Annotated in this window: 18 protein-coding genes; 9 read left to right on the top strand and 9 right to left on the bottom strand. The window is 57.5% G+C overall.

All coding sequences use genetic code 11. The annotated features are described in order from the left end of the window. Position 1 precedes the first annotated feature (1 nt). A complete protein-coding gene (locus HPC62_RS04065) occupies positions 2-3,499 on the bottom strand; it encodes a hypothetical protein (protein ID WP_172353863.1) in 3,498 nt (1,165 codons plus the stop codon). 265 nt (positions 3,500-3,764) lie between these two features. Here HPC62_RS04065 and HPC62_RS04070 point away from each other — a divergent pair, with 265 nt between their 5' ends. Then, a complete protein-coding gene (locus HPC62_RS04070; RefSeq protein WP_172353864.1) occupies positions 3,765-5,354 on the top strand; it encodes a glycoside hydrolase family 57 protein in 1,590 nt (529 codons plus the stop codon). A 332-nt stretch (positions 5,355-5,686) separates the two neighbouring features. On the opposite strand, the gene HPC62_RS04075 is transcribed toward HPC62_RS04070, so the two are convergent. The 3 genes from HPC62_RS04075 to HPC62_RS04085 all read right to left on the bottom strand — a co-directional run bounded on the left by HPC62_RS04075 (position 5,687) and on the right by HPC62_RS04085 (position 8,390). After that, positions 5,687-5,992, bottom strand: a complete 306-nt coding sequence (locus HPC62_RS04075; protein WP_172353865.1) for a hypothetical protein — start codon at positions 5,990-5,992, stop codon at positions 5,687-5,689. Positions 5,993-6,541: 549 nt separating this feature from the next. Then, positions 6,542-6,883, bottom strand: a complete 342-nt coding sequence (locus tag HPC62_RS04080; protein WP_172353866.1) for a hypothetical protein — start codon at positions 6,881-6,883, stop codon at positions 6,542-6,544. 265 nt (positions 6,884-7,148) lie between these two features. Then, a complete protein-coding gene (locus tag HPC62_RS04085) occupies positions 7,149-8,390 on the bottom strand; it encodes a hypothetical protein (protein WP_172353867.1) in 1,242 nt (413 codons plus the stop codon). 170 nt (positions 8,391-8,560) lie between these two features. Between HPC62_RS04085 and HPC62_RS04090 the strand changes: the two genes are divergently transcribed. From HPC62_RS04090 to HPC62_RS04100, 3 genes are all read left to right on the top strand, one after another. Then, positions 8,561-9,088 (top strand): hypothetical protein, encoded by a 528-nt coding sequence (locus tag HPC62_RS04090; RefSeq protein ID WP_172353868.1) that lies wholly within the window; start codon positions 8,561-8,563, stop codon positions 9,086-9,088. Positions 9,089-9,210: 122 nt separating this feature from the next. Next, positions 9,211-10,002, top strand: a complete 792-nt coding sequence (gene panB / locus HPC62_RS04095; RefSeq protein ID WP_172353869.1) for a 3-methyl-2-oxobutanoate hydroxymethyltransferase — start codon at positions 9,211-9,213, stop codon at positions 10,000-10,002. Between the two features lie 274 nt (positions 10,003-10,276). Continuing rightward, the gene (locus HPC62_RS04100; protein WP_172353870.1) at positions 10,277-10,732 is read left to right on the top strand and encodes a hypothetical protein; all 456 of its coding nucleotides are present in this window, start codon (positions 10,277-10,279) and stop codon (positions 10,730-10,732) included. 167 nt (positions 10,733-10,899) lie between these two features. Here the strand turns inward: HPC62_RS04100 and HPC62_RS04105 are convergent, their stop codons facing one another. The 5 genes from HPC62_RS04105 to ruvA all read right to left on the bottom strand — a co-directional run bounded on the left by HPC62_RS04105 (position 10,900) and on the right by ruvA (position 16,448). Continuing rightward, positions 10,900-13,170 carry an amylo-alpha-1,6-glucosidase gene (locus HPC62_RS04105; protein ID WP_172353871.1) on the bottom strand — a complete coding sequence of 757 codons (2,271 nt, stop codon included), beginning with the start codon at positions 13,168-13,170 and terminating at the stop codon, positions 10,900-10,902. Between the two features lie 263 nt (positions 13,171-13,433). After that, on the bottom strand, positions 13,434-14,495 hold the full coding sequence (gene aroF / locus HPC62_RS04110) for a 3-deoxy-7-phosphoheptulonate synthase (RefSeq protein WP_172353872.1): 1,062 nt from the start codon (positions 14,493-14,495) through the stop codon (positions 13,434-13,436). A 318-nt stretch (positions 14,496-14,813) separates the two neighbouring features. Next, entirely contained in the window at positions 14,814-15,404 is a 591-nt protein-coding gene (locus HPC62_RS04115; RefSeq protein WP_172353873.1) for a PAM68 family protein, read from the bottom strand. Positions 15,405-15,494: 90 nt separating this feature from the next. After that, complete coding sequence (gene rpsO, locus HPC62_RS04120) at positions 15,495-15,764, bottom strand: 30S ribosomal protein S15 (RefSeq protein WP_172353874.1); 270 nt, start codon at positions 15,762-15,764, stop codon at positions 15,495-15,497. Between the two features lie 57 nt (positions 15,765-15,821). Beyond that, positions 15,822-16,448 (bottom strand): Holliday junction branch migration protein RuvA, encoded by a 627-nt coding sequence (gene ruvA / locus HPC62_RS04125; RefSeq protein WP_172353875.1) that lies wholly within the window; start codon positions 16,446-16,448, stop codon positions 15,822-15,824. Positions 16,449-16,745: 297 nt separating this feature from the next. Here ruvA and HPC62_RS04130 point away from each other — a divergent pair, with 297 nt between their 5' ends. The 5 genes from HPC62_RS04130 (at position 16,746) to HPC62_RS04150 (ending at position 25,074) form a co-directional block, all read left to right on the top strand. Next, positions 16,746-18,086: a TldD/PmbA family protein gene (locus tag HPC62_RS04130; RefSeq protein ID WP_172353876.1), complete on the top strand. Its 1,341-nt coding sequence runs from the start codon at positions 16,746-16,748 to the stop codon at positions 18,084-18,086. A 449-nt stretch (positions 18,087-18,535) separates the two neighbouring features. After that, complete coding sequence (locus HPC62_RS04135; RefSeq protein WP_172353877.1) at positions 18,536-19,447, top strand: hypothetical protein; 912 nt, start codon at positions 18,536-18,538, stop codon at positions 19,445-19,447. A gap of 219 nt (positions 19,448-19,666) precedes the next feature. Then, complete coding sequence (gene clpB, locus HPC62_RS04140; protein WP_172353878.1) at positions 19,667-22,354, top strand: ATP-dependent chaperone ClpB; 2,688 nt, start codon at positions 19,667-19,669, stop codon at positions 22,352-22,354. A gap of 40 nt (positions 22,355-22,394) precedes the next feature. Then, positions 22,395-23,177, top strand: a complete 783-nt coding sequence (locus HPC62_RS04145) for an NYN domain-containing protein (RefSeq protein WP_172353879.1) — start codon at positions 22,395-22,397, stop codon at positions 23,175-23,177. Positions 23,178-23,319: 142 nt separating this feature from the next. Beyond that, positions 23,320-25,074: an NAD+ synthase gene (locus HPC62_RS04150; protein ID WP_172353880.1), complete on the top strand. Its 1,755-nt coding sequence runs from the start codon at positions 23,320-23,322 to the stop codon at positions 25,072-25,074. Positions 25,075-25,083: the final 9 nt, after the last annotated feature.

The raw sequence follows: 25,083 nt of genomic DNA on the forward strand, positions 1-25,083 counted from the left end.
CTTAAGAAAACGTAGAGAAGGGCGATCGCCCAGGGTTCACATCCTGCGACTGGGGCGACACCTCGACTGGGGGCACTGGAGGCGGCTCTGGCTGCGTCAATTCTGTCCAGAGCGATCGCCCAATCAGCGCCAAGATCCATGCCAGCAGCGCCAGCAGCACCCCATACAGCAGATTGGTGGCGCGTGCGCCAGACGCTTCTGCCTGTTCCCCAGCCTCCGACTCATCGACTGTGGCCAGGGCTGGCGGATGGGGAGCGCTCGCGGGGTAGGCAAAGGTATCCTCTGGCGGGGGCGGCGCAGGCGGAATGCCGTAGTTCCAGCCTTCCTCAGCAGAACTGAGCGGCGAAACGGGCGGATTTGCAGAGGCAGCGACCTCGCTAGCCAGCCAATCCAATTCCTCGCGGTCGAGTTCTGGCGACTGGGGCACAGTGCCAAACGAAGTTCCCGGATAGGTGCTGGGATCTAGCAGGATGGTCGCTTCATCGTCGTCCTCCAGACCAAACGTGGTTTCGGGCAGCGGGTCTGGCTCGTTCTGCCAATCGGCTGCGGGTGCATCCAGGTCAAACTCGTCTGTTCCATCCAGCCCAAAGTCATCTCTGCCAGCCGCTTCTGCTTCAGAGGGCTGAAACTCTTTACTCCCCAAGCTTTCCAGCCCCAGCCCCAGGTTATCCATCTCGACGCCACCGGACTCATCCAGGTCATCAACTAGCAGTTCCGACGGCAGCGTTTCTTCGCCAGAAGGCATCAGTTCTGTGGGAGCCGTTTCGTCTTCGAGGGTGAACTCGTTGGCTGGGGCACTGTCGTAGATGTTGTCAAAGGCAATCTCATCAAACTCAACGCCAGAAAGGGGTACGTCGAGAAAGTCGGGCGCGTCTGGCTCATCGTCCCGAATTTCAGACGAGGGAATCTCGGTGGGCAGTTGCGAGAGGGGAATGTCTGAGGTTTCCTCAAAGGTTTCCTCAAACAAATCGTTATCCAGCAGGCTGTCCGAGCCATCGGCAGGGTCAAGATCATTCACACTGTCCAAGCTGTCCAAGTTATCCAGGCTATCCAGGTTGTCCAAATTTTCCAGATCAAAGCCAACATCACCCGCAGCAGCAGGCGGAGAGGATTCTGGGGAGATGCTGTCTGCCACCGACTCAAAGTACAGGTCTTGGGCTTCTAGCTCTAGATCCTGCGCCAGTTCTAGGGACTCTGGGGCGATCGCCCGCGACCCCTCATCCTCCAACAGGCCCACCCCAGCAGCATCCAGCAGAGAGCCATTCAGCGTGACATCAATGGCAAATTCGGGCGGTAGCTCACTCAGCCAGGGCGCAGAATCTCCCGCAGGCGCAAAAATCGGCGCAGCAGGAGACTCTGCAAAATCCGCCGGGAAGGGCGCAGGAGCAGACTCGCGCCCAAAGGTTTCGTCAAATTCGCTGGGTTCCGCCATCGGCAGCGCAGTCTCCCAGTCGCCACTGGTCAATTCGTCGGTAGCAAACTCGCTGTTGGCAAACTCATTGTCCAACTCTAGTGCGTCTGGTTCTGCCGCTGCCTCGAACGTTGGTTCCGCAGGCTCCGCCGGATCGGCAGTAAAGTCTGACAGGTTTTCTCCGGTCAAGTTGCCAAACTCCAGATCAGCATCCCAATCATCACCGCCTTCGGTCGTCACGGGTGGCAGTTGGATGTCATCCAGATCCAGGTCGAGGGAGATTTCTTCGGCAACGTAGGGCGGTGGAGTTGGGGCTGGCTCGTCAAAGTCCGTAGAACTGCCGCCTTCGTCAAATGAGGATTCTGGTAGCAGGTCGTCAAACTGAGCTTCGGTTTCAAATCCAGCGGCGATCGCCCCCAAATCATCCTCCTGCCAACTGTTCGCGGCTGGCTCGCCCGTCGCGAACAGTCCTGCAAAATCCCTTTCCAGATCACCAGAATCACCAGACACAGAGGATTCGCTGAATAGCTCTGAACCGCTCGCGTCAAAGTCAAAATCGGCATCGCTCAGCGAAGCATCGTCAAAGTTCGGGCTACCGAATTCTGTGCTGCCAAACTCGGGATTGCCAAACTCGGTATTGTCGAATTCTGTGCTACCGAGTCCCATATCACCCAACCCTGCATCCTCCGGGGTTGATGGGGCTGAGTCCCCAAAGTCCAGGTTTTCCAGACCCGACAATGGCTCACTGGCGCTTGACGGGGTGCTGAGTTCGTCAAAGTCCGTCAGCGGGAAATCGACCTGTTCGGGAGTCAGATCGAAACTGCTGTCCAACGTCGAACTGGATGGCTCCAGATCGGGCAAGCCAAGGTCAAACTCGTCCGCGTTACTCAATGGCTCCATCAATGGCTCCATCGAAAAATCGGATGAGAAATCGGACGACAAATCGGCAGATAGGTCAAACTCGTCTGGTTCCAGCCCCATGCCAGGACGGGATTCTCCAGTCACCGCATCGGTTCCCAAAAACTCGTCGCCCAACTGCGCCAGATCCCCTTCGAGAGAACCGAGATCGCTGAGCATGTCATCGGGCCCGTCGAGCGACCAATCTTGTGTCGATTCCAATGCATTGAGATCCGAGAGCCGCGCATCGCCTGACGGTTCGTGCATTTCTGCGTCGGCGGGTGTGCTAGTTTCAAAGGCGCTGTCGAAAGAACCCGTGCCCTGGTCAAATTCTGAAAAATCGCTGCCCAGATCTGGGGCAGGCAAGCTGCCTTCTAGTCCGTCCAGATCTTCCAGTCCGTCCAGTCCGCTTAGTTCCAGGTCGTTGTCTAGCCCCGCGCCAAGGCCGGTTTCTAGGGCATTATCTAGGTCATCAAAGGAGTCTAGCCCCAGATCGCCAGATTGCAAATCTGCCATCGGGTCGGGTTCTAGACCCGCACCCAAATCCAGATCTGCCAGCAGATCGTCGCCCAGATCGCCTGACAAGTCGCCTGAGATGGGATTTTCAGGGGCGATCGCCCCCAGCGAAAAATCCCCCGAAAAATCGTCGCCCAGAGCGGGCAAGTCGCCCGATGTGAACTCATCCTCAAAATCCAGCGGGGGGGGTTCCAACGACAAGCCCTCTGGCTCGAAGGTGAGATCCGGTGGCGGCGCAGTCAGTTCTGAGAGAATATCGCCGACGGGGTTGGGGGCGGGCGCAATGTCGTCTAGCCCGTCGAGGGAAATGCCTGCATCGTAGGGCGGGGCAGTAGGTTCTGATGGCTCCAAATCACCCAACCCTAAATCGCCCAAATCGGTGACCTCGATTTGTAAGTCCTGCGTCCAGGCAGGTTCGGCCATGCCAAACTGCTGCCCGGCAATCTTGACCAACTGGATTGAGGACACACCCAGGTTGCTGATGCCGTTCTGCACAAACGCAGTAAGTACCTGGCGATTGGGCACCTGCTCTGCTTGCAGCGTGACATACAGGCAGGCTCCCTGGCGATCGACCGAGGCGGTCATGCCGCGCGGCTGTAGGGAGCGATTCATGAGCGTGGCGATCGCCTGTGGGTCACCTTGCTTCGCGAGTTCAAGCAGGTTCGTTTGTGCCATATCTCATCCAGGTTGATCCGTCGCGTGATAACTTTTGCTCTACGATACTTGGAGATAGCCCAGCCGGATCGATTTTTTTATTGAACCCACTCTAGCCCACAGTCTAAAGTTGCTGCCTGCGATACCGTTTGGTGCCCTGGCTACCAGTAAATCTCTTAAGAAGTTCAAGGAATCTTAATTAATCGTTATACATACGCTGCTCTAAAACTGCCATTATCCGGCTCTTTACCTAGCTCGTCCACTCGCCCATCCACCTGCCAATCCCATGAGCATCGGATACCTTGCCTTCGTCCTCCACGCCCACCTGCCCTTTGTGCGCCACCCAGAGAGCGACTATGTACTCGAAGAAGAGTGGCTCTTTGAGGCGATTACGGAAACGTATATCCCATTGCTCCAGGTATTTGAGGGGCTGAAGCGCGATGGCGTTGATTTTAAGCTGACGATGAGCATGACACCGCCGCTGGTGTCGATGTTGCGCGATCCGCTGCTGCAAGAGCGATACGACATCCACCTCGCCAAGCTCGAAGAACTGGCGGAGATGGAAATTGACCGCAATGCCCACACGGGCCACATGAAATATCTGGCAGAACACTATGCTGCCGAGTTTAACAGCGTGCGCCAGGTGTGGGAGCGCTGCAATCATGACTTGGTGGGCGCGTTCAAGGGATTTCTGGATTCCAACAACCTCGACATCATTACCTGCGGGGCAACCCACGGCTATCTGCCGCTGATGAAGATGTATCCGCAGGCGGTGTGGGCGCAAATTCAGGTGGCCTGCGAGAGCTATGAGGAGCATTTTGGGCGATCGCCCAACGGCATCTGGCTACCGGAATGCGCCTACTACGAAGGGGTCGAGCGGATGGTGGCGGATGCGGGTGTGCGCTACTTCATCACCGACGGCCACGGCATTCTCTACGCCCGTCCCCGCCCCCGCTTTGGCACTTACGCGCCGATTTTCACCGAAACAGGGGTCGCCGCCTTTGGGCGCGATCACGAATCGTCGCAGCAGGTCTGGTCATCCGAAGTGGGCTATCCCGGTGCGCCAGAATACCGCGAGTTCTACCGCGACCTGGGCTGGGATGCCGAATATGAATACATCAAGCCCTACATCATGCCCAACGGCCAGCGCAAAAACGTCGGCATCAAGTATCACAAAATTACCGGGCGCGGACTAGGGCTGAGCGACAAAGATCTCTACGACCCCTACTGGGCGCGAGAAAAAGCAGCAGAACACGCTGGCAACTTCGTCTATAACCGCGAACGCCAGGTCGAACACCTGCACGGCATCATGCAGCGCCCGCCCATCATCGTGTCGCCCTACGATGCCGAGCTATTTGGTCACTGGTGGTATGAAGGGCCCTGGTTCCTGAACTATCTCTTCCGCAAGTCCTGGTTTGACCAACACACCTTCGAGATGACTCACCTCTCCGACTATCTCAAGGCGCACCCGACCCAGCAGGTCTGCCGCCCATCCCAGTCAAGCTGGGGCTTCAAAGGCTTCCATGAATATTGGCTGAACGACACCAACGCCTGGATTTATCCACATCTGCATAAAGCTGCGGAACGGATGATCGACCTGGCCAAACGCGAACCTGCCGATGACCTGGAATGGCGGGCGCTGAACCAGGCAGCGCGGGAGCTGCTGCTGGCGCAATCGTCTGACTGGGCGTTCATCATGCGGACGGGGACGATGGTGCCCTATGCGGTGCGTCGGACGCGATCGCACTTGATGCGGTTCAACAAGCTGCGCGAAGACATCCTAGCGGGCAAAATCGACAGCGGCTGGCTGGAAAAAGTCGAGGCGATCGACAATATCTTCCCCAATGTGAACTATCGTGTCTACCGACCGCTCTAGTCCACCCCCTCGCCATGCAAACGCTTCCGCCGACGCAGGATCAGCGAATCGTTCAATCGGGGCGCACTTGGGAGCAGTTCAAGCTGATCCAGGAAGGCTTTAGAAATGCACTGGGCGTTCGGCTGTTTTATTTTGATGGAACGATTGAGGTGCTTATGCCTGGGCGAGTTGACTCAGTGTGTTCTGATGGGTCAGACTTCCCGCTTGGATGCCGCCAGAGCGTTTCAGCAGGGCATCCGCCGCGCTTCGTTCTAACGAGCTTAGGATGAGCTTAGGATTAGCTTTGTTCCGCAAATTTGTCCTAGCTCAAGCAGCCAAATCAAGCAGCCAGATCAAGCGGACAGTTGCAGCGTGCGGGAGGGCTGGCTGTCGGCGTGCAGCGCGGCAATCGGAGACAACAGCATATTCACGATTGCATCGCTCGACTCTAGCATGCCCTCTTGGGTAATGTGGCAGGTCTTCCACCAGTCGGCCTTGTGGCGGTGCAGCGCTGCCAGCATTTGGGAATAGCGGCCACCGCGCTCATCCACCACGCGGCACGACATCCGCAGATAGGACACGACTCTCAGTTGCAGAGGCACATCAGTCTGCTGAAGCTTTTGGCGGATAGTTTGCAATTTTGCGTCTAGGCGAGTCATGGCAATGTCCTCTTGTTGATTGGAGTGGATTGGAGTTGACTTTGATAAGTTGAATTAGGCTGGGAGGTTGGCTGAAACTGGGAAATTCGGTCGAAAGCGGTATGCGTGTCTTGGAGCGATGATTCTTTTATAGGATTTTCCCTTGGAGACATCGATATGGAAAAGTTAGGGACTTTGAGGGGTTTACCGGGGGCGATCGCCCTGCTGGAATCGGAAAAGTTAAGGTCGCTGAATCAAACAAACCGCCGAGACGAAGCACGGGTTGTGCAACCTCTCAGCGGTTCGCATGGGTTCAGTTCAGAGATAGTGGGCGAGAGATAGTGGGCGATGGAATTCTGATGGAATTCTGGTGGGATTCTCATGGAATTCCCTAGGCAGTGTCTTAAAACTTTCTAGGTCGTTGATTGCCTTGAGTCGATCCCCCTAAATCCCCCTTATTAAGGGGGACCTCCGGAGTGGTTCGGCTCAGTTCCCCCCTTTTTTAAGGGGGGCTAGGGGGGATCGAATTTAAGGGGGGATAGAGGGGATCGAAGGATTTTAAAACATGCTCTAGGCAGACGGGCGCACCTCGCGAGCCAGTTCCCGGTAGTCGGCCGGGTCGCCCCCGGCGGTGGGCAAGCGGTCATCCTCTGAAGAGATGTTCACCTCTTCCGGCTGAGCCACCTCATGCTGAGGGGCGACCTGCTTTGCTGCTTCCCTAGGGCTGAGCGTGCCCTGGCTCATGGCTTGTGCCGCTGCATAGTCTTTGTCCAAATCCAGGTTTTCTTCGGGCGACTTTTCTTCACCTTCGGCGATCGCCGCCCTGGTTTCCCGCGCATCAAAGCTTTCGGTCTTGTCCGACACCGTGTTGGCGGGAACAATCGGTGTGGAATCGGTGGAATCGGTAGTCATGATTAAACGCCTCATTTCGCAATGCTAGTACGCTATCAAGCCGCACTCAGCATCTCGAGTTTCCAGAGGCAGATTCCTGGCCTGTTTCTATGGGCAGAAAAATAGGCAGAAAATGAGCTTCTACAGGTGAAAAACTGGGCCCCCGACGTTCCTCATTCCCCCAGAATCCCACAGGACTGACGCACTTGCGATTAGCTCTTTGGGTTTTGAACACCTTCTCGCAGGCTACGCCCGCGAGAATTTATCAAACTTAAGTCCTGCCCAATTAAGCCGCTTGCTCTGGCTGGAGGCTGCGCTTGAGGATAATCATGCGATCGCCCACCACAGGACTGCGAGCCAGCAGCGTACCGTCTGGTGCAACCAGTTCCAGCTTGGTGAAATCCAGCCTCGTTGCCCGTTTCAGCAACTCTGCCGCAAGTTTATCCTGGCTGGCGGGCGACAGGGCATACCAGCCATCGCCCAAGTTCACCCTCAGGCGGCCGCTGCGGAAGCTGGCTTGGATGGTCTGGATCAGGTTTTCGCTGTAGGCATCCGTGACGCTGGTAATCTCCTCCTGGATCGCTGCCACCAGGGGCTGATCGGGCAAGGCGGGACGGGCAGGTGTGGCGGGTGTGGCGGGTGTGGGCAAGGGCGATGGCTGCGGCGGGGGCGTGGGCTGGGGCTTGGCAGTCGGACGAGACGGGCGCAGGCTGTCGTCTGGGCTGGGGGCAGGCGCGGGCGGCAGGTCATCGGGCACCACTTCAGGAATTGTGGTGATACGGGGGAGGGGCTGCTCGACGCGGCGACCATCTGCTGGCGCTTCGCTGATCAGGGGCGGTTCGGTAATGCGGGTTGGCTCCTGAGACGGCAGCAGGTTGGGCACGACGAAGACCAGGAGAGTAGCAATTCCGGCGATCGCCCCACTCAGCACCGAATCTGCCAGCGTGTCCCGAATCGACGCTGGCAGGATGGCTCGAATCTTTGGCAACGCATTGGCTGTCCACCAAGCCCAGCCCTTTTCCCAGTAGGGCTTTGCCACAGCCCAGACCTGCCGAGCGGCGGGCTGCACAGTCGCCCACACCTGCTGAACCGCCATCCACAGGCGGCGACCCAGCGATGGCGCAACCGGGACAGGCGGCGCACCTGGCTCTGTGCGGACGAGGGCACTGCTGTCGGCGGCGAGTTCTCCCGGTGGGCGATCGCCCAGGGTGGTCTGGGCCTGTCTGGGCGGTGCTTCCAGGGCAGCAATCCATCCCTCTAACAGCCGCACATTCGCCCGCAGCAGCCCAATCAACAGCCGCTTGCCCAGCCCCACGTATTCCGTCTGCAAATCTTGCAGCGAGGGCGGCCCATAGCCGGGTACGTTCGTGGGGGGTCTCTCTGGCGGTTCCGGCGGGTTATTGGGCGAGTTGGACGGTGGGGGCGGCTCCTGAGTCATGGCGCTGGGCGTAACCTTTGCAATGGGTTCACGGCGTTGGGCGTAGCGGTGGGTTGTGGGCAGTTTCGCAGTCCACCGGGCAGGTGACACGGCCGCAAGGAAACGCGATAGAGTTTTACAGGCGGCGTGCGCGATCCCAGAAGACACTATACCGCCTGGGCGAACGGCAACCTGGCAGATCACCAAAGAACTTCACGGATTCACGCTGTTTTCCCGTGTATCTCTCTGTGTACTTTTTCTGTACGTCCTGGAGATCAATCATGAGGCGATCGCTCCCCATGCTGCTGGGTTTTGCGCTAGGTTTTCCGTTGATTCCGATGCTGATCGCGGGCTGTGCCCCGTCGCTGGCGGGGGCCCCCGTTCCCGTCGATCAGGTGGTCAGCCAACTGCGTCCCCAAACGCCAATTCCGATTTTTCTGCCGGACACAGTGCCGGGGATGGAGGAGGTGTATGTCCACGCCTATGGCGACGAAGACAGCTACGGCGTAGATTTTGACTATGTAGCCGACTGCAACGGTGCGACGGCCTGTAGCTATGGCGGAACTTGGGCGCAACGCTATGAGGGCACGATGACTCCGGCGGAGATCCTCGGCATTTCGGAAACGGTGGAAGCCGTGGCCCTGACCAACGGCGTGGGCGGGCAATATGCCAACACCTGCGGAGCCTATTGCGTGGCGACGGTGATGTGGCAGGCAGATGGTATTCTCTACGGCGTGAGCATCAAAAACGGCGAAAAAGAGGCGACCATTGCGCTGGCTAACGGGGCGATCGCCGCGGGACCTCGATAACCCCAATTCGGGCTACTGCGCCAGACGAAACCTCTCCATCTTCACCCTCTACCGTCAACCTCCACCGCCAAGCTCCACTGCCACCTTATAATCGCCAACCTCAACCTCGGAGTTTCTGAATCATGGGCGTGACCACCCAACAGCTCAGCCGATTCAAACGCGACGGTCGCCCGATTGTGGTGCTGACGGCGTGGGATTTTCTGATGGCGCAAGTGTTGGATCGAGCAGGCGTGGACGTGATTTTGGTGGGCGATTCGCTGGCGATGGTGGCGCTGGGCCACGAAACCACGCTGCCGCTGACGCTGGAGGACATGCTGCACCACACGAAGGCAGTGCGGCGCGGCGTAAAAAATGCGCTGGTGGTCTGCGATTTGCCGTTTATGACCTATCAGGAGAGCGTGGCGCAGGCCATGCACTCGGCCGGGCGAGTGCTAAAGGAAACTGGAGCGCAGGCTGTGAAGCTAGAAGGCGGCCATCCCGCCATGCTAGAGACGGTAGAACGGCTGACGCAGGCAGGCATTCCCGTGATGGCCCATGTGGGGCTAACGCCGCAGTCGGTGCATCAGTTTGGCGGTTTTCGCAAGCAGGGCACGACGGCAGAGGCGGCTGAGCGAATTTTGCAGGAGGCGATCGCCCTAGAATCGGCCGGCGCGTTTTCCATCGTGCTGGAGCATATCCCGGCTGACCTGGGGCTGCAAATTTCCCAAAAGCTGACCATCCCCACCATCGGCATCGGCGCAGGCCCCCACTGCGACGGCCAGGTCCTCGTCACGCCCGACCTGCTGGGCCTGTCAGAATGGCAGCCCCCCTTCGCCAAACCCTACACCAACCTGCGGGATATCATTACCCAGGCCGTGCAGACCTACGCGGCGGAGGTGCGAGAGCAGCGGTTTGGGGATTCCCCCGGCGCATAAAGTTCGCTAGGGTATAAAGTTCGCCAGAGCATAGCGCTCGCCAGAGCATAAAGATTTTTCTAGTTTCATTACAGCCAGGGTTGCGATTTGCCGAATCTGTGCCGAAGGATCGCAGAATGAGGGGAAAGCGCAACACAGACTTCAACACAAACTCAGGACTTACGCCCTTGCGATAAGCTCTTTGGGTTTTGGACGATTTCTCGCGGGCGCAGTCTGCGAGAAATCGTCCAACTGCGTAAGTCCTCAAACTATCAACATCAAACTATAGAAACTTATGATCATTGCAGCCACAGCGCCCGATTTGGGGGCCGAAGATTATCTGGTGGTGGGTCTAGCGACCTGTTTTCTGAAGGCAGATGGGGAGGTGCATACGGTAACGATTGCGGAGCCGATTCCCTCGGCCGCGCTGGAGGCGATCGCCCGTGGCATTCCCACTTCCTACACCCAGGCCGTGGCGACGACGCTGGGGGCAGTGCTATCGGGCGAGGAACCGCAACTCCCTGCGGGCTTTCCGGCAGACACGCAGTTTTGTGATGAGTTTGCCGCGAGGGCGATCGCCGCAGCCCGCACCTACAAGGTTCGTCCCGTAGCCAAGTCGCTGATTCCCCTGGGCACGGTTCGCACTGATTTCAACCATTCCACCGAGCGCAAGCGCGTGCTAAATTCTGACCGCCTGGTCAAGCCCGAAGACAACGTAAAGCAGCACGCCTACACGCATCAGGTGCTTTAGGAATTGCGGCGCTGGCCGTTCCAAAGAAATCGGTGGCTCCCATTAATTTTCCCAAGCGGATTTGCCAGGGAAATTGCTGGAAGCGCGCCGAAGCTTGACGGGCGATCCAAAATCGCGAGTCCAAAATCGCAAGTCCAAAATCGCAAATCCAAAATCGAGAATCAACCCTACGCCTCGATGACCACGCGCAGGTTGCCGCGCTTTTTCACCACACGGCAGGCCGTGGCGCTGCCCACCCGCTCAAATTCCAGATCCAGCAGCGTTTGACCAATCCGCAGGTTGTGCAGCGACAGGCGGTGCATCGTGTCGGGCAGGGCCGGATCGAGAATTCGCAGGCAGTTGTTGGGCGCGTCGGGCACCAAGTTCGCCATCGTCAGCAAAAGCTGGAAGATGGAACCCGTGGCCCAGGCCTGGGGCGAACAGGCAACGGGGTACTGCACGGGGCTGTTGTCTGCGGTGCGCTCATAGCCGCAAAAGAGTTCGGGTGGGCGCTGGTAGGGCTGGCGAAGGGTCATGTCGAAAATGCCCTGGGTGACTTCGAGAGCCTGGTCAATGAGTCCGAGCGATCGCAGCCCCAGCACGGTCATGCTGTTGTCGTGGGGCCAGACGGAGCCGATGTGATAGCCCATTGGGTTGTAGGCAGGCGACAGGCTGCTGAGGGTGCGGATGCCCCAGCCGTTAAACATGTCGGGTGCTTGCAGTCGCTCGGCCACGCTCAGGGCTTTGTCTTGGTCGAGAATGCCCAAATTCAGGCAATGGCCGGGGTTGGAGGTGATGCTATCGACTGGGTTGCCCTCGCCGTCTAGCGCCAGGGCACAAAAGTCTAAGTCATTCATCCAAAAGTCGCGGTTAAACCGTCGCTTGAGGTCTTGCGCTTCTTCCAGCCAGCGATCGGCCAGGTCGATGCGCTTTTTCAGGCGGGCGATTTCTGCCAGTCGCACCTTTGCGGCATAGACGTAGGCCTGCACTTCGCAGAGGGCGATCGCCCCTTCGGCCAGTTCGCCCCGGCGGTTCACAATGCAGTTGCCAGAGTCTTTCCAGCCCTGGTTTTGCAGCCCGCGAGAGGAGCGCCGCGCATAGGCCAGATAGCCCGTCTCCTTGAGGTTTTCGTCAATCCACTCCATTGCCGCCAGCGCGTTGGGCCAGAGTCGCTCTAGGGTTTCTTGGTCATGGGCCCAGGCGTAGTATTCGGCGTAGAGCATGAGCCACAGCGGCGTTGCGTCTACTGTACCGTAGTAGGGCGTGTGGGGAATTTCCTGGCAGCGGGCCATTTCGCCCAGGCGCAGCTCGTGCAAAATTTTTCCGGGCTGCTCGTCGCGCCAGTCGTCGTGCTGCTTGCCTTGATAGTAGGCCAGGATGCTGAGGGTGTCGCGGGCAATGGTGGGGTCAAGAATCAGCGTTTGCGAGGCGGCAATGATGGAGTCGCGCCCAAACAGCGTCGAAAACCAGGGTACACCTGCCGACAGCACCTTGCCCTTGCCGAAGGTCTGCCGCAAAAGGTACACATCCCGCTGCGCCCGCTCAATGATCTGGTTGATGGCCTTGTTGTCGCAGCGAATGCGCGTCACCTGCTCGCCCCACTGGGTCTGCTCCAGCAGTTCCGCTGCTTTGGCCTGCATCAGCGTCATGGGCGTGTTGACGGCGGAGGGCGATCGCCCATTCAGCAGCGGTTGCAGCCGATAGCCCAGGGTCAGTGTTTCGTGTGGCTCCAGCGATACTTGCCACAGGGCGGTATAGCCTTTGAGGAAGTTTGGCGGCTGGTGCAAGAACTGGATGCGCGATTCTATCAAGCCGCCATCTAGGCCCTGATAGGCCAGAGTTATTTCTGGGGATAGTAATTGGGGCAGCGGCTCCGTTGCGTCGTCCGTTGCAGCTTCTATCACATCCAGCCGATGATCCTGCGCCACCTGAGGCACTAGTCGCAGGCGCTGTCCTCGGCGATCGCGCTGAAAGCCACGAATCTCAAACAAGTCCAGAAAATCGGCATCGAAGCTGAGGCTCAGTTCAAACTGCACAGGTTCGGTGCTGAAGTTTGTCAGGCTGATTTCTTCAAACAACCCGCCGTTTAGCACTAGTTCCCGCTGGATGCCGATGGTTTCCGGCGGAATGGTGTCTAGCTGGGGGTTGGCGCACAGCACCGACAGGACGAATCCCTTGTCGGCGTTGCTGCTGAGGAGGACGGGCGATCGCCCCTCAATCTGCAACTCTAGGCGATTCAAAAAGCGCGTATCCTGACAAAACAGCCCCAAACTGCCGATGGAGTCTCCCTCCAAGCAGGCTGAAATATTGCCCAGCGTGTCGGTAATCAAAAACAGGTCGTCATCTTTGAGCGTCAGTGTCGGCTGCGGGCGTTCGCTAATGACGCAAGGCCACTCTGGCTGCGGCAGTTGATCCGCAGGCAAAAATTTCCGTCCATCCAGTTCCACAAAGTCAGGCATCGCGCTGGGTTGAACTCAACGGTGAAAGAACATTCGTAAAAACGCTCCCGGTTAAGTTCGATTTTAGTCGCAGCGCCGACCGGAAGTCGTCTGCCAATCCGAAGATCTGCTCACTCGTATCACTCGTAGGGGCGATCGCCTATTGGTACGTACGCCTCTGGGCGATCGCCCCCAAGCCACCTTTCTGGGCAAGCCACCTTTCTGGGCAAGCCAACTTTTTGAGCAAGCCAACTTTTCGAGCAAGCCAACTTTTCGGGTCGCCCCTAGGCCAGAACAGGCACAGGATTGGCTTCCCAGCGATTGACCGCATTGCCAATGATCGATAGCTCCTGCATCAGTCGGTCAAAGCGCTCCGGCGTGAGCGATTGCGGGCCATCGGACAGCGCCTTCGATGGGTTAGGGTGAACCTCAATCATCAGGGAGTCCGTTCCGGCGGCGATCGCAGCCATTGCCATCGAGGGCACATATTCCGACTTGCCCGTGCCGTGGCTGGGGTCGATCATGATGGGCAGGTGAGTGAGCGATCGCAGCACCGGAATGACCGCCAGATCGAGGGTGTTGCGGGCGTACTGATTGTCGAAGGTGCGGATGCCGCGCTCGCAGAGGATGACGTTGGGATTGCCCGCCGCCAGAATATACTCTGCCGCCATCAGCCACTCGTCAATCGTGGCAGACATGCCCCGCTTCAGCAGCACGGGCTTGTCCTGAGCGCCCACCTTCTTGAGCAGCGAGAAGTTCTGCATGTTGCGTGCGCCGACCTGCACAATGTCGGTCACTTCGCAGATTTTTTCCAGATCTGCGGCATCCATGACTTCGGTGATAATGCCCAGCCCGGTCGCATCTTTGGCCGCTTGCAGCAGTTCCAGTGCGCTTTCGCCGTGCCCCTGAAAAGCATAGGGCGAGGTCCGCGGCTTAAACGCGCCACCCCGCAGAAACTTTGCGCCCGCAGCTTTCACGCGACGAGCCGTTTCCACAATCATGGTTTCGTTTTCAACAGAGCAGGGGCCTGCCACCACAACCAACGGCGCAAAAGCGCTGAAGGTCACTGGGCCATTGGGCGTGGGCACGACGACTTCGCTGGGTTCACCGTGGCGATATTCCTTGCTGACGCGCTTGTAGGGCTTTTCGACCCGCAGCACTTGCTCGATCCAGGGACTCAGGTCTTGGAGTTGGAGTGCGTCCATCTCGGCGGTTTCGCCCACCAGACCCACCACGGTTTTGTGTTTGCCGACAATTTTTTCCGGTGTCAGGCCCATCTCGCGAAACTCGGCACTCAGGCGGTCGATTTCTTCGGCGGGCGCTTCGGGCTTCATCACCACAATCATGGGAAAATCCTGCTTACTTTGAATGATTCAAGAAAGGTTAAAAGTCCTGCGGCTCTGGGGTTTAGTCAGAGCGTTTGGATTGCGTTTAGATCCAGGGCTGGGTAACGTCCGTAGAGCAGACATCGCCCAAAAACATGACTAGTTTAGAGTATTCAATGCTACGGAAACGGCAGACTGGCAGGTTAACTTCAGTTAAGAGTTCTAAACGCCGCACGCCAAAATCCAAAGGTCTAATGCTGGGCTAACGCTAGCGCTTATTTTAGGCAGCCCAAAAGACAAAAACCACCCTCCGGTCGGGTGGTTTCTGCGATGAGGCGTTTAGGACTGAGGGCGCTGCGATCGCCATGCCGCAATGGTGCGTCCTAGGTTGGTGCGAAACTCCGACGCACCCAACAAGCTGCCCGGTTCATCTTCCCAGGAAGCCGAAAACAGCCCATAGCTCAGCCCAAGTACGCCCAGCCCAAAAAAGCCCAAGCTCACCAGCAGTACGGCGGAGGTGGGCAAGTCCAGAAGGTGCTGGCTCACGATGTAGTAGCTGACGACGAAGGTGGCGATCGCCAAAAACGACGGCACACCACAGAAAATCGCCATGCGCCTGGCCATTCGCTTGCTCACTGCATCAGGAATCGCCATCGATGCGCGGGTTGCCGCAGCGTTCTTGGCGGAATTGCCAGACGCACCCCCCGACGCTCCTGCTTTTGGAGGCGTTGCCTTGGGGGTTGCCTTAGCGGCCGATTTCGAGGCAGATTTAGGCGCTTTCTTCGGTTCCGCTCCCGGCTCTGGCTTTTTACCAGCATCGGTGGATGCTTCGGATTTTTTCAGGCGCTTTTTCGGCTCGAACGGCAAGGCCTTACGAGTCGAAGCATCTGAGCTGGAAGAATCAGAACTGGGCGGAGTAGAAGATGCCATAAAGAAAACCTGTCCTAACCGCAAGGGGTCAGCCACGCCATCTGGGCCGGCGAATCGATTCGCAAGATCTTAAGCTTTAGCCGCGAAACCCTAGCCGCGAATGCCCAGCTTGCCGATCAGAGCGCGATAGCGATCTTGATCGTGCTTTTGGATGTAGGCCAGCAGGCGCTTGCGCTGACCGATCATTTTCAGGAGACCCCGACGAGAAGCGTGGTCTTTCTTGTTCTCTTTGAGGTGGGCGCTGAGGCGGTTGATGCGCTCGGTCAGCATCGCCACCTGAACATCTGCCGATCCGGTGTCGGTTTCGTGGATTTGGTAATCAGAGATAATCTGCTGCTTGCGCTCTTGCAGGAGTGCCATTGGGGTTGTCCGGTGAGTATCAATACAATCAACGATTGTATCACAGGGCTTAGGGGTCTATTGGCTCAGCCAGGCGATCGCCTCTCGAATCCACTGCTCTGCGTCGGCATTTTTCGCCAGCGCCGTCTTTTTCCCAACTGCCCGCAATGCCTGCATAATTTCGCCGCTGGAATAGCCCAACGCCAGCAGCGTTAGTTCCACATCTTCTTGCACGCTGCCCACAGGCGCGGCATCTGGGGTTGTGGACAGTCCTGATTGGGTGCGCCAGTCTGCCAGCTTGGTCTTTAGCTCTAGCGCCAACCGTTCCGCCGTTTTTGCCCCCACCCCTGGCGTGCGCGACAGCATCCGCGTGTTGCCCGACACAATTGCCTGCACCAGGTCTTGCAGCCCCATGCCGTCCAGCAGCGCCATTCCCAACTGCGGCCCCACGCCGCTGACGCTGATTAACTGCCGAAACAGATCTCGCTCCGCCAGTGACTCAAACCCGTACAGCACAATTTGATCTTCCTTCACTTGCTGATGGGTAAACACCTGCACCACTTCGCCCATACCCGGCAGCGATTGCAGCATTCGCGGCGTGATTTGCAGGTCATAGCCCACCTGATTCACGTCTAGGGTCAAGATGACGCGATTGCTTGGAAGTTTTTGCACAGCGGCGATCGCGCCTTTTAGGTAGCTAATCATGGGGGAAATGGCGGGAAGAAGAGGGAAGAGGGAAGGCTTGGGAGATGCCTAAGGTCACCTCGATTAATCGCCTTATATTAATTGCCTTATTGAGAATTTTGGGAGCCTAAAACCCTTATTTTCTCGTGGCCATTCTCAAGAGTATCTGAATTTTTCGAGGTGCCCCTAAGAATTTCCGTTTTTCGTTCTTCGTTTTTCGTTTTTCGTTCTTCGTTCTTCTCCCTTCCCTCTTCCCTTCTATCCCCCTGCGATACACTTTAGGAAAACTTCCCAAAACCTTCCTAAGATACCCTCACCATGCCGATTCTCGTCAGCGATCTTGCTAACCAGGTTCAAGAGTCTGCCCATCGCCTGGGAATTCAGAAATACGACATCTACGGCGCGTCGGTCGATGAAACTAGCGTCCAGGTGGATCAGGGCGAACCCAAGCAGGTGAAAGCGTCCCAGCGATCGAGCGTGACGGTGCGCGTGTGGAACCATGAGGGTACGCTGGGCATCACTTCGACGACCGACGTTGACCCGACGGGACTAGAACTGGCGCTGAAGACGGCCTACGATGCTAGCTTTTTTGGCATGAAGGAAAACGTGCCCGACTTTAGCCCAGAGGCTATGGCTCCCCTGGCCGGGCAAGAAGAGGATCGCGTTTCGCCTGCGTCGGTGTCTGACTTGATTGCGGCGCTGATTGCAGCCGAGAAGGAACTGTTGGCGGCTCATCCGGCGATCGCCTCTGTGCCCTATAACGGTCTGTCGCAGCGGGACATGGAACGGTTTTATCTGAACAGCGATGGCGCAGTGCGGCGGCAGGGGCAATCAGTTGCGTCGATCTACCTCTACAGCAAGACGGAGCAGGAAGGCAAAAAGCCCCGCAGTGCTGGGTCTTTTGAGGTGAGCCGGGGGCTGGAGCAGTTGGATATCCAGAAGTGCATTCGGGAAACGGCGGAGAAGACGATCAGCCACCTGGATTACGAAAAGATTCCCACTGGAAAGTACCGGGTCGTGCTGTCGCCCGATGCCTTTTTGAGCCTGATTGGGGCATTTTCTAATCTGTTTAACGCGCAGAATATTCTCGATCGGCAGAGCTTGTCTACGCCAGAGTCGCTGGGGAGTGCGATCGCCTCTCCGTTGCTCTCGCTGTATGACGACGCGCTGCATCCAGAAAATATTGGCGGCGAACTGTTTGATGGCGAAGGCACGCCCACGCGCCGCGTCTCGCTAATTGACCAGGGCGTGTTGACTAGCTTTTTGCACAGCGCAGGCACGGCCAAACGGCTCAACGCCCAGCCGACGGGCCACGCCAACATGGGCGCAAAGGTGACGGTTGGCAGCCATTTTTACCACGTCCTGCCAGGGGTTGCCGACTCTGCTTTCGACCTCAGCACGGCTGATAATGTTGTATTCATCGATGACCTGCACGCGCTCCATGCCGGGGTGCAGGCGCTCCAGGGTTCCTTCTCGCTGCCGTTCGATGGCTGGTTGATTCGCGATGGTCAGCGCACCAGCATTGAATCCGCCACGGTCGCGGGCGATTTTCGCCAACTCCTCAAGTCCATCATCCACATCGAGCCAGAACTGGAACGGGTCGGCGCTGGACTCAGCCCCCGCGTGTGGATTGAGGAACTGTCGATTACAGGTGAATAGGGTGTCGGGAGTCTCTACTCACTCTCCTTGTCACCCCCGATTCCAAATCGATTCCGAATCTCTGACAGAATCTCTGACATTTACCCTCTGATTCTGGGGAATCTCGCTCATTTGCGTCAGACCTGGATAATATTGAGAGCAACTGCTGTGGGATGCGGAAACTGCGTCATGCGGAGTCATCGCGCAGCATTCTGGTCTTTTTGACCCAATGCGGGGAACGTAGCCCGGTCTAGGCTGAGGGTGTAGAAGCATCGGGTCTGCACTAGAGCTTGGGCTGGGCGTTGATGCTGGATAGCGGGTTGTGTCTCGTGTCGATCCTCGATTTTGGATTTGCGATTTTAGCTTACCAGTCAAGGGGCGGCGGGACTTCCGGCAATGTCACCCATAGCGCCCCTTGAGAGGATCGACATTGGGCAGGATTTTGGGCAGTGTGAGTGAGGAGCGAAACAATGAATGGTTGGGTTGCGTGGGGTCTTTCCCTGCTCTTGCCCGTAGGAAGCATAGCTGTCGTGGGTGGTGATTGTCTTCTGGGTTTTGGAAGGGCGATCGCCCAGCCTGCACCAGTCATCGATTCGCCAGAGTTTTCGGAATCGTCCTCCATAGGGCGGCCACCCGGGCCCTACGTGCTTCAGCTTTCGGACGTGGCAACTGAATTCCCGCTATCCCTGGAGCAGGTGCGGTTTGAACCAGGGCCGCTGACGGACTCGGTGCAGGGCCAGCGGCGGGCCGCGCGGCCCTATCGACCCGATCAGCCGCCCTATCTCAACGGCGAGCCATCCCATCTGGTCTATCAATTTCAAGTGCCCAGCCCAGCAGCGGGAATCGCAGTGCCGCCGGGGACGCTCAAGATTTACTCCGTCAGCGGGCTGCGGGCGATGTACGTGGGCTATCGCCAAGAGCTACAGGCGATGAACCGGGTGATTAACGGACTGCGAACCATCTTGACCCAGCGCCCGTTCTACATCAATCGCCCAATCACCGTGCTGCCGCCTGTTTTGGGAGACGAAGTGCTGCGATCGCAGATGGAATATCTCCGCTTTGGGGAGGGTAGCGGGCTGCGCTTTGTCGGGGTCTACAAGTACGACGTTAGCCCCATTTTAAGCAACGAACTGGTCTATATCTTTCAGGGATTGACCACTGACGGGCGCTATTACGTGTCCTTTTCGCAGCCGCTGCTAACGTCCGTATTGCCTGCCACAGCACCGCTCACGGCAGATCAGTACGATGCGTTTGTGGCGGAGTATGAAACCTATCTGCGGCGGGTGGCTCAGCAGCTCAACTTGCAAGACAGCAACGGCTTTTTCCCGAACCTGACGCTGCTGGATAATCTTGTGCGATCGCTCCGAATTCAGCCTCGGTAAAATCACGCTTGCGATCGCCCCTTACACATCTGCTGCATCAGCGTCCTGTTTTTGAATTCAGGCAAACCGGAGGCGGCTTCCGTACACTAGAAGTAGGTGAAAGTTAGCCCAAAAGGTTTGCAGGAAATGGCATCTAGCCCCCTTCCTCAAAAGCCTGGCGGAACACTCACGTTACAATAGAGAACACCCTGAGCGGCTATTCAAGGATTTATTTTTAACATGCAGCCAACCGATCCCGGTAAATTTACGGAAAAAGCGTGGGAAGCGATTGTGAAATCGCAGGACGTGGCCCGCAGCTACCGTCAACAAAATCTGGAAGTCGAGCATGTGGCGATCGCCCTGCTAGATCAGGAAGGCTTGGCAAATACCATTCTCGATAAGGCCGGCATGGAATCGGCCCGCCTGCGGCAGCAGCTAGACTCCTTCGCCGCCCGCCAGCCCAAGGTCAACACCAACGACCTCAGCCAGCTTTTCCTGGGGCGCGGCCTAGATACATTTTTGGACAGGGCCGAAGAGGCCCGCAAGGTGTTCCAGGATGACTACATCGCGGTCGAACATCTGGTTTTGGCGCTCTGCGAAGATGACCGCGTGGGTCGCCGCTTGTTCAAAGCTGCGGGCATTGAGGCCAAGCAGTTGGAAACCACCATCAAGAGCGTGCGCGGCAGCCAGCGCGTTACCAGCCAGTCGCCAGAGTCGCAATACAAGGCGCTAGAGAAGTACGGGCGCGACCTGACGGAACTGGCCAAGGCGGGCAAACTCGACCCGGTGATCGGGCGCGATGAGGAAATCCGGCGCGTGGTGCAAGTCCTATCTCGACGTAGCAAAAACAACCCCGTGCTGATCGGCGAACCGGGTGTGGGCAAAACGGCGATCGCCGAGGCCCTGGCCCAGCGCATCATCAACGGCGACGTACCCGAATCGCTCAAAAACCGCCAGTTGATCAGCCTGGATATGGGTTCCCTGATCGCCGGAGCCAAGTATCGCGGCGAGTTTGAGGAGCGGCTGCGGGCCGTGCTGCGGGAAGTCACCAATTCTGAAGGCCAGGTGGTGCTGTTTATCGATGAACTGCATACCGTCGTGGGCGCGGGTTCCTCCTCCGGCACGACGGATGCCAGCAACCTGCTGAAGCCCATGCTGGCCCGGGGGGAACTGCGCTGCATCGGCGCGACGACGCTGGATGAATACCGCAAGCACATTGAAAAAGATGCCGCTCTGGAACGCCGCTTCCAGCAGGTCTATATTGGTCAGCCAACCGTGGAAGATACGATCTCAATCCTGCGGGGGCTAAAGGAACGCTATCAGGTGCATCACAACGTTACCATTACCGACTCGGCGCTGGTGGCGGCGGCGGTCTTGAGCGATCGCTACATTTCTGACCGCTTCTTGCCTGACAAAGCCATCGACCTAGTAGACGAAGCCGCCGCCAAGCTCAAGATGGAAATCACTTCCAAACCCGTCGAGCTAGAAACCATCGACCGCCGCGTCCGCCAGCTTGAGATGGAAAAGCTCTCGCTCGAAAGCGAAGGCGTGCGGCTAGGGGTCAACAGCGCCGCCTTTCGGCCTTCCAAAGACAAGCTAGAGCGCATCGCGGAGGAAATTACTCAACTCAAGCAAGAACAGCAGACCCTCACCGTTCAGTGGGAGTCGGAAAAGAAAATCCTGGAAACCATCAAAGCCCTGCGCGAAGAGGAGGAAAAGCTCCAGCGGCAAATCGAAAAAGCCGAGCGCGACTATGACCTCAACACCGCCGCTCAGCTTAAGTACGGACGGCTGGAAGCAGTGCATCGGGAGCTAGAAGAAAAAGAAGCCAGCCTGACGGAGGTGCATACTGGCGCGGGCAAGGCTCTGCTGCGGCAGGAAGTGACCGATTCCGACATTGCCGAAATCGTCGCCAAGTGGACGGGCATCCCAGTCAACCGCCTGCTGGAAACCGAGCGGCAAAAGCTGCTAAATCTAGAATCCTTTTTGCATCAGCGGGTGATCGGGCAGCATGAGGCGGTGGCTGCTGTGGCTGCTGCGATTCGTCGCGCCCGCGCTGGGATGAAAGACCCCGGTCGTCCTATTGGCTCCTTTATGTTCTTGGGGCCCACAGGGGTCGGCAAAACGGAACTGGCCCGCGCCCTGGCCGAGTGTATGTTCGACTCGGAGGATGCGCTGGTGCGGCTGGATATGTCGGAATACATGGAGAAGCACTCTGTCTCGCGGTTGGTGGGTGCGCCGCCGGGGTATGTCGGCTATGAAGAAGGCGGGCAACTGACCGAGGCGATTCGCCGCCGCCCCTATTCCGTCGTGCTGCTAGACGAAGTGGAAAAGGCGCATCCCGACGTGTTCAATATTCTGCTGCAAGTGCTGGACGATGGACGCATTACTGATTCTCAGGGGCGCACGGTGGATTTTCGCAATGCCATCGTGGTGATGACCAGCAACATCGGCAGCGAGCATATCCTAGACGTGTCGGGCGACGATTCCAAGTATGAGGAGATGCGAAAGCGGGTGATGGACGCACTGCGAAACCACTTCCGCCCAGAGTTCCTCAACCGGGTAGACGACATCATCCTGTTCCACGCCCTCAGCCTCAAGGAACTGCGGCAGATTGTGGGCATCCAGCTTCAGCGCATCCATCGCCTGCTGGCAGAGCAAAAGCTGCGGATAGAGCTGACACCCGAAGCGCAAAACTACATTGCCGATGCCGGATTTGACCCGGTGTATGGCGCGCGGCCCCTGAAGCGGGCAATCCAGCGCGAGATTGAAAATCCGTTAGCGACGAAGCTGCTAGAGAATGCCTTTGCCGAAGGCGACATGATTTTGGTGAATGTGGGCGAACATGGGCTAGTGTTTAGCACCAAAACGGCTGCTCCCGCGCCGTCGCCTGTTGCGGTTTCGCAGCCCGTGGCAATTGATAGCTAAGCTAAATCGCTAGTTTCTCACCTGGGAGCCTAAACGAATTATGAGAGGAGAAGTACAGCTACGCCCCGATCGCCTTGCCGTTTTGATCGATGCGGATAATGTCAATGCCGACGTTGTAGAGCCGCTGTTCAAAGAGGTTTCTAAGTACGGTACTGCTTACATCAAACGGATCTACGGCGACTGGACAACCCCTCAACTCAAGCAATGGAAAGATAAGCTATCTGAGTTTGCGATCCAGCCCGTGCAGCAGTTTCCCTATACTAAAGGTAAGAATGCAACAGATGCGGCGCTGATTATTGAAGCAATGGATCTCTTGTATACACAGAACTTTGATGGGTTTTGTATTGTTTCTAGCGATAGTGATTTTACGCCTCTGGCAAATCGAATTCGAGCATCAGGGCTGGTTGTTTATGGCTTTGGTGAACGCATGAAAACTCCAAGAGCCTTTGTTCAAGCTTGCGACAAGTTTACCTATATCGACATTCTGCAACAGACAGAAGCGCTAGCAGTTGCCGCAGTTGCCGAGACAAAAGAAAGTCCGTTACCAAAAGCGAATCAGGCTAAGAGTGGAGCGACAGTTAAGCTCCAACCCACGAATTTAGAAGAGGCGAAGAGCATTCTCCAAGAAGTGTATGAGGTTGCTGCGGAGGATGAGAGCTGGGTGGAGCTAGGCTTATTCGGCAACCGCCTAACGCAGCTTCATCCAGATTTTGATTCTCGTACCTACGGCTGTAAGCAGCTTAAGCAGTTAGTTAAAGTTGTTGACATTTTTGATGTCCAGGAAACTCCAAATAAATCAGTACAGATTAAACTCAAGGCTTAAACTCAAAGTTATAAGACTTGTCCCAAATTTGCTGCGTTACCTACGGATATAGTGTGCGGGTACTATGGATTTCGTGACAAGTTCACTAATTAAGTTGAATTTGGGATTGCGCTTAGCAGCGTTGAGCCATGAAATTTGATATATGAAAATTGCGATCGCCCAACTGAACCCCACTATCGGCGACCTGACGAGCAACGCCCGACAGATTCTGGATGCGGCGCAAACGGCGATCGCTCAGGGAGCGCGGCTGCTGCTGACGACGGAGCTTTCGCTGTGTGGCTATCCGCCCCGCGACCTGCTGATGCAGCCTAGCTTTTTGGCAACGATGGCAGCAACCCTGACGCAGTTGGCGCAAGACCTGCCTGGGGATCTGGCGGTGCTGGTGGGAACGGTGTTGCCTAACCCGGACGCGGTTCACGATGGCGAAAAGCCCTTGTTTAACACGACTGCGCTGCTGCTGGGCGGCACGGTGCAGCGCTACTTTCACAAGCGGCTGCTGCCCACCTACGACGTATTCGACGAAGACCGCTACTTTGAACCGGGCGAGGAGAGCAGCGCCTTCGAGCTAGACGGCGTGTGGATTGGGGTCACCATTTGCGAAGACCTGTGGAACGACGAGAGCTTTTGGGGCAAGCGTCACTACGAGGTGAACCCGATCGCCGAACTCACGCGCCAGGGCGTGGATCTGGTGCTGAACCTGTCGGCATCGCCCTACAGCGTCGGCAAGCAGCACCTGCGGGAAAACATGCTGCGCCACAGTGCCACTCGCTATGGCCAGCCAATTCTCTATGCCAATCAGGTCGGCGGCAACGATGACCTGCTGTTTGACGGATGCAGCTTTGGGCTAAATCGGGCAGGCGAGTTGGTTGTTCGAGCCAAGGCCTTTGAACGCGATCTGGTGTTTGCTGCATTTGACCCGGCGGTGGGTGAACTGATGCCCCTGCCCGATGCCGTTGCGCCCCTGCCCGACTGCGCGGAGGCGGAAATCTGGATGGCGCTGGTGATGGGGGTGCGCGACTACGTTCGCAAGTGCGGCTTTAGCAAAGCGGTGTTGGGACTGAGCGGCGGGATTGATTCGGCCCTGGTGGCGGCGATCGCCACGGCTGCCCTTGGCCCCGAAAACGTCCTCGGCGTGCTGATGCCCTCGCCCTACAGTTCCGACCACTCTGTCACCGACGCGCTGGAGCTGGCAAGAAACCTAGGTATCCAGACCCAAACCATCCCCATTGCGCCCATCATGCAGGGCTTTGATCATGCCCTAGCAGACCTCTTCGCAGGCACCGAGTTTGGCATTGCCGAAGAAAACCTCCAGTCGCGCATTCGCGGCACGCTGCTGATGGCGATTTCCAACAAGTTTGGACATCTGCTGATCTCGACGGGCAACAAGTCGGAAATGGCGGTGGGCTACTGCACCCTCTACGGCGACATGAACGGCGGCCTGGGGGCGATCGCCGATGTACCCAAAACCCGGGTGTATGGCATCTGCCAGTGGCTTAACCAGGAAAAACAGCCCTCCTTTAACTCCTCTCTCTGGTTAAAATCCACAAGGCGACCGGTGATCCCTCCCCACATCCTCAGCAAACCCCCCAGCGCTGAGCTAAAACCCGGCCAGGTCGATCAGGACTCGCTGCCGCCCTACGAGGTGTTAGACGATATTCTGGAGCGGTTTGTAGAGCGCTACGAAGCCCCGGAAGATATCGTAGCAGCGGGTCACGACGCGGCCGTGGTGAACCAGGTGATTCGGCTGGTGATTTGCGCCGAGTTCAAGCGCAAGCAGGCCGCGCCAGGGCTAAAAATTACCGATCGCGCCTTTGGCACGGGTTGGCGGATGCCGATCGCCAGCCGATGGCTGCCAACGGTGCAGCGACCCAGCGTTCCCGCAGCAACGGGCCGCTAGGGGCTGGGA

Source organism: Thermoleptolyngbya sichuanensis A183, from assembly GCF_013177315.1.
Taxonomy (GTDB): Bacteria; Cyanobacteriota; Cyanobacteriia; order Elainellales; family Elainellaceae; genus Thermoleptolyngbya; species Thermoleptolyngbya sichuanensis.

Excerpts from the sequence above, each read along its gene's own strand:
- HPC62_RS04135 (WP_172353877.1), top strand. The coding sequence starts at position 18,536 with ATGAATGGTTGGGTTGCGTGGGGTCTTTCCCTGCTCTTGCCCGTAGGA.
- ruvA (WP_172353875.1), bottom strand. The coding sequence starts at position 16,448 with ATGATTAGCTACCTAAAAGGCGCGATCGCCGCTGTGCAAAAACTTCCA.
- HPC62_RS04115 (WP_172353873.1), bottom strand. The coding sequence starts at position 15,404 with ATGGCATCTTCTACTCCGCCCAGTTCTGATTCTTCCAGCTCAGATGCT.
- rpsO (WP_172353874.1), bottom strand. The coding sequence starts at position 15,764 with ATGGCACTCCTGCAAGAGCGCAAGCAGCAGATTATCTCTGATTACCAA.
- HPC62_RS04070 (WP_172353864.1), top strand. The coding sequence starts at position 3,765 with ATGAGCATCGGATACCTTGCCTTCGTCCTCCACGCCCACCTGCCCTTT.
- clpB (WP_172353878.1), top strand. The coding sequence starts at position 19,667 with ATGCAGCCAACCGATCCCGGTAAATTTACGGAAAAAGCGTGGGAAGCG.
- HPC62_RS04080 (WP_172353866.1), bottom strand. The coding sequence starts at position 6,883 with ATGACTACCGATTCCACCGATTCCACACCGATTGTTCCCGCCAACACG.
- HPC62_RS04075 (WP_172353865.1), bottom strand. The coding sequence starts at position 5,992 with ATGACTCGCCTAGACGCAAAATTGCAAACTATCCGCCAAAAGCTTCAG.
- HPC62_RS04105 (WP_172353871.1), bottom strand. The coding sequence starts at position 13,170 with ATGCCTGACTTTGTGGAACTGGATGGACGGAAATTTTTGCCTGCGGAT.
- HPC62_RS04130 (WP_172353876.1), top strand. The coding sequence starts at position 16,746 with ATGCCGATTCTCGTCAGCGATCTTGCTAACCAGGTTCAAGAGTCTGCC.
- aroF (WP_172353872.1), bottom strand. The coding sequence starts at position 14,495 with ATGATTGTGGTGATGAAGCCCGAAGCGCCCGCCGAAGAAATCGACCGC.
- panB (WP_172353869.1), top strand. The coding sequence starts at position 9,211 with ATGGGCGTGACCACCCAACAGCTCAGCCGATTCAAACGCGACGGTCGC.
- HPC62_RS04090 (WP_172353868.1), top strand. The coding sequence starts at position 8,561 with ATGAGGCGATCGCTCCCCATGCTGCTGGGTTTTGCGCTAGGTTTTCCG.
- HPC62_RS04150 (WP_172353880.1), top strand. The coding sequence starts at position 23,320 with ATGAAAATTGCGATCGCCCAACTGAACCCCACTATCGGCGACCTGACG.
- HPC62_RS04100 (WP_172353870.1), top strand. The coding sequence starts at position 10,277 with ATGATCATTGCAGCCACAGCGCCCGATTTGGGGGCCGAAGATTATCTG.
- HPC62_RS04145 (WP_172353879.1), top strand. The coding sequence starts at position 22,395 with ATGAGAGGAGAAGTACAGCTACGCCCCGATCGCCTTGCCGTTTTGATC.
- HPC62_RS04065 (WP_172353863.1), bottom strand. The coding sequence starts at position 3,499 with ATGGCACAAACGAACCTGCTTGAACTCGCGAAGCAAGGTGACCCACAG.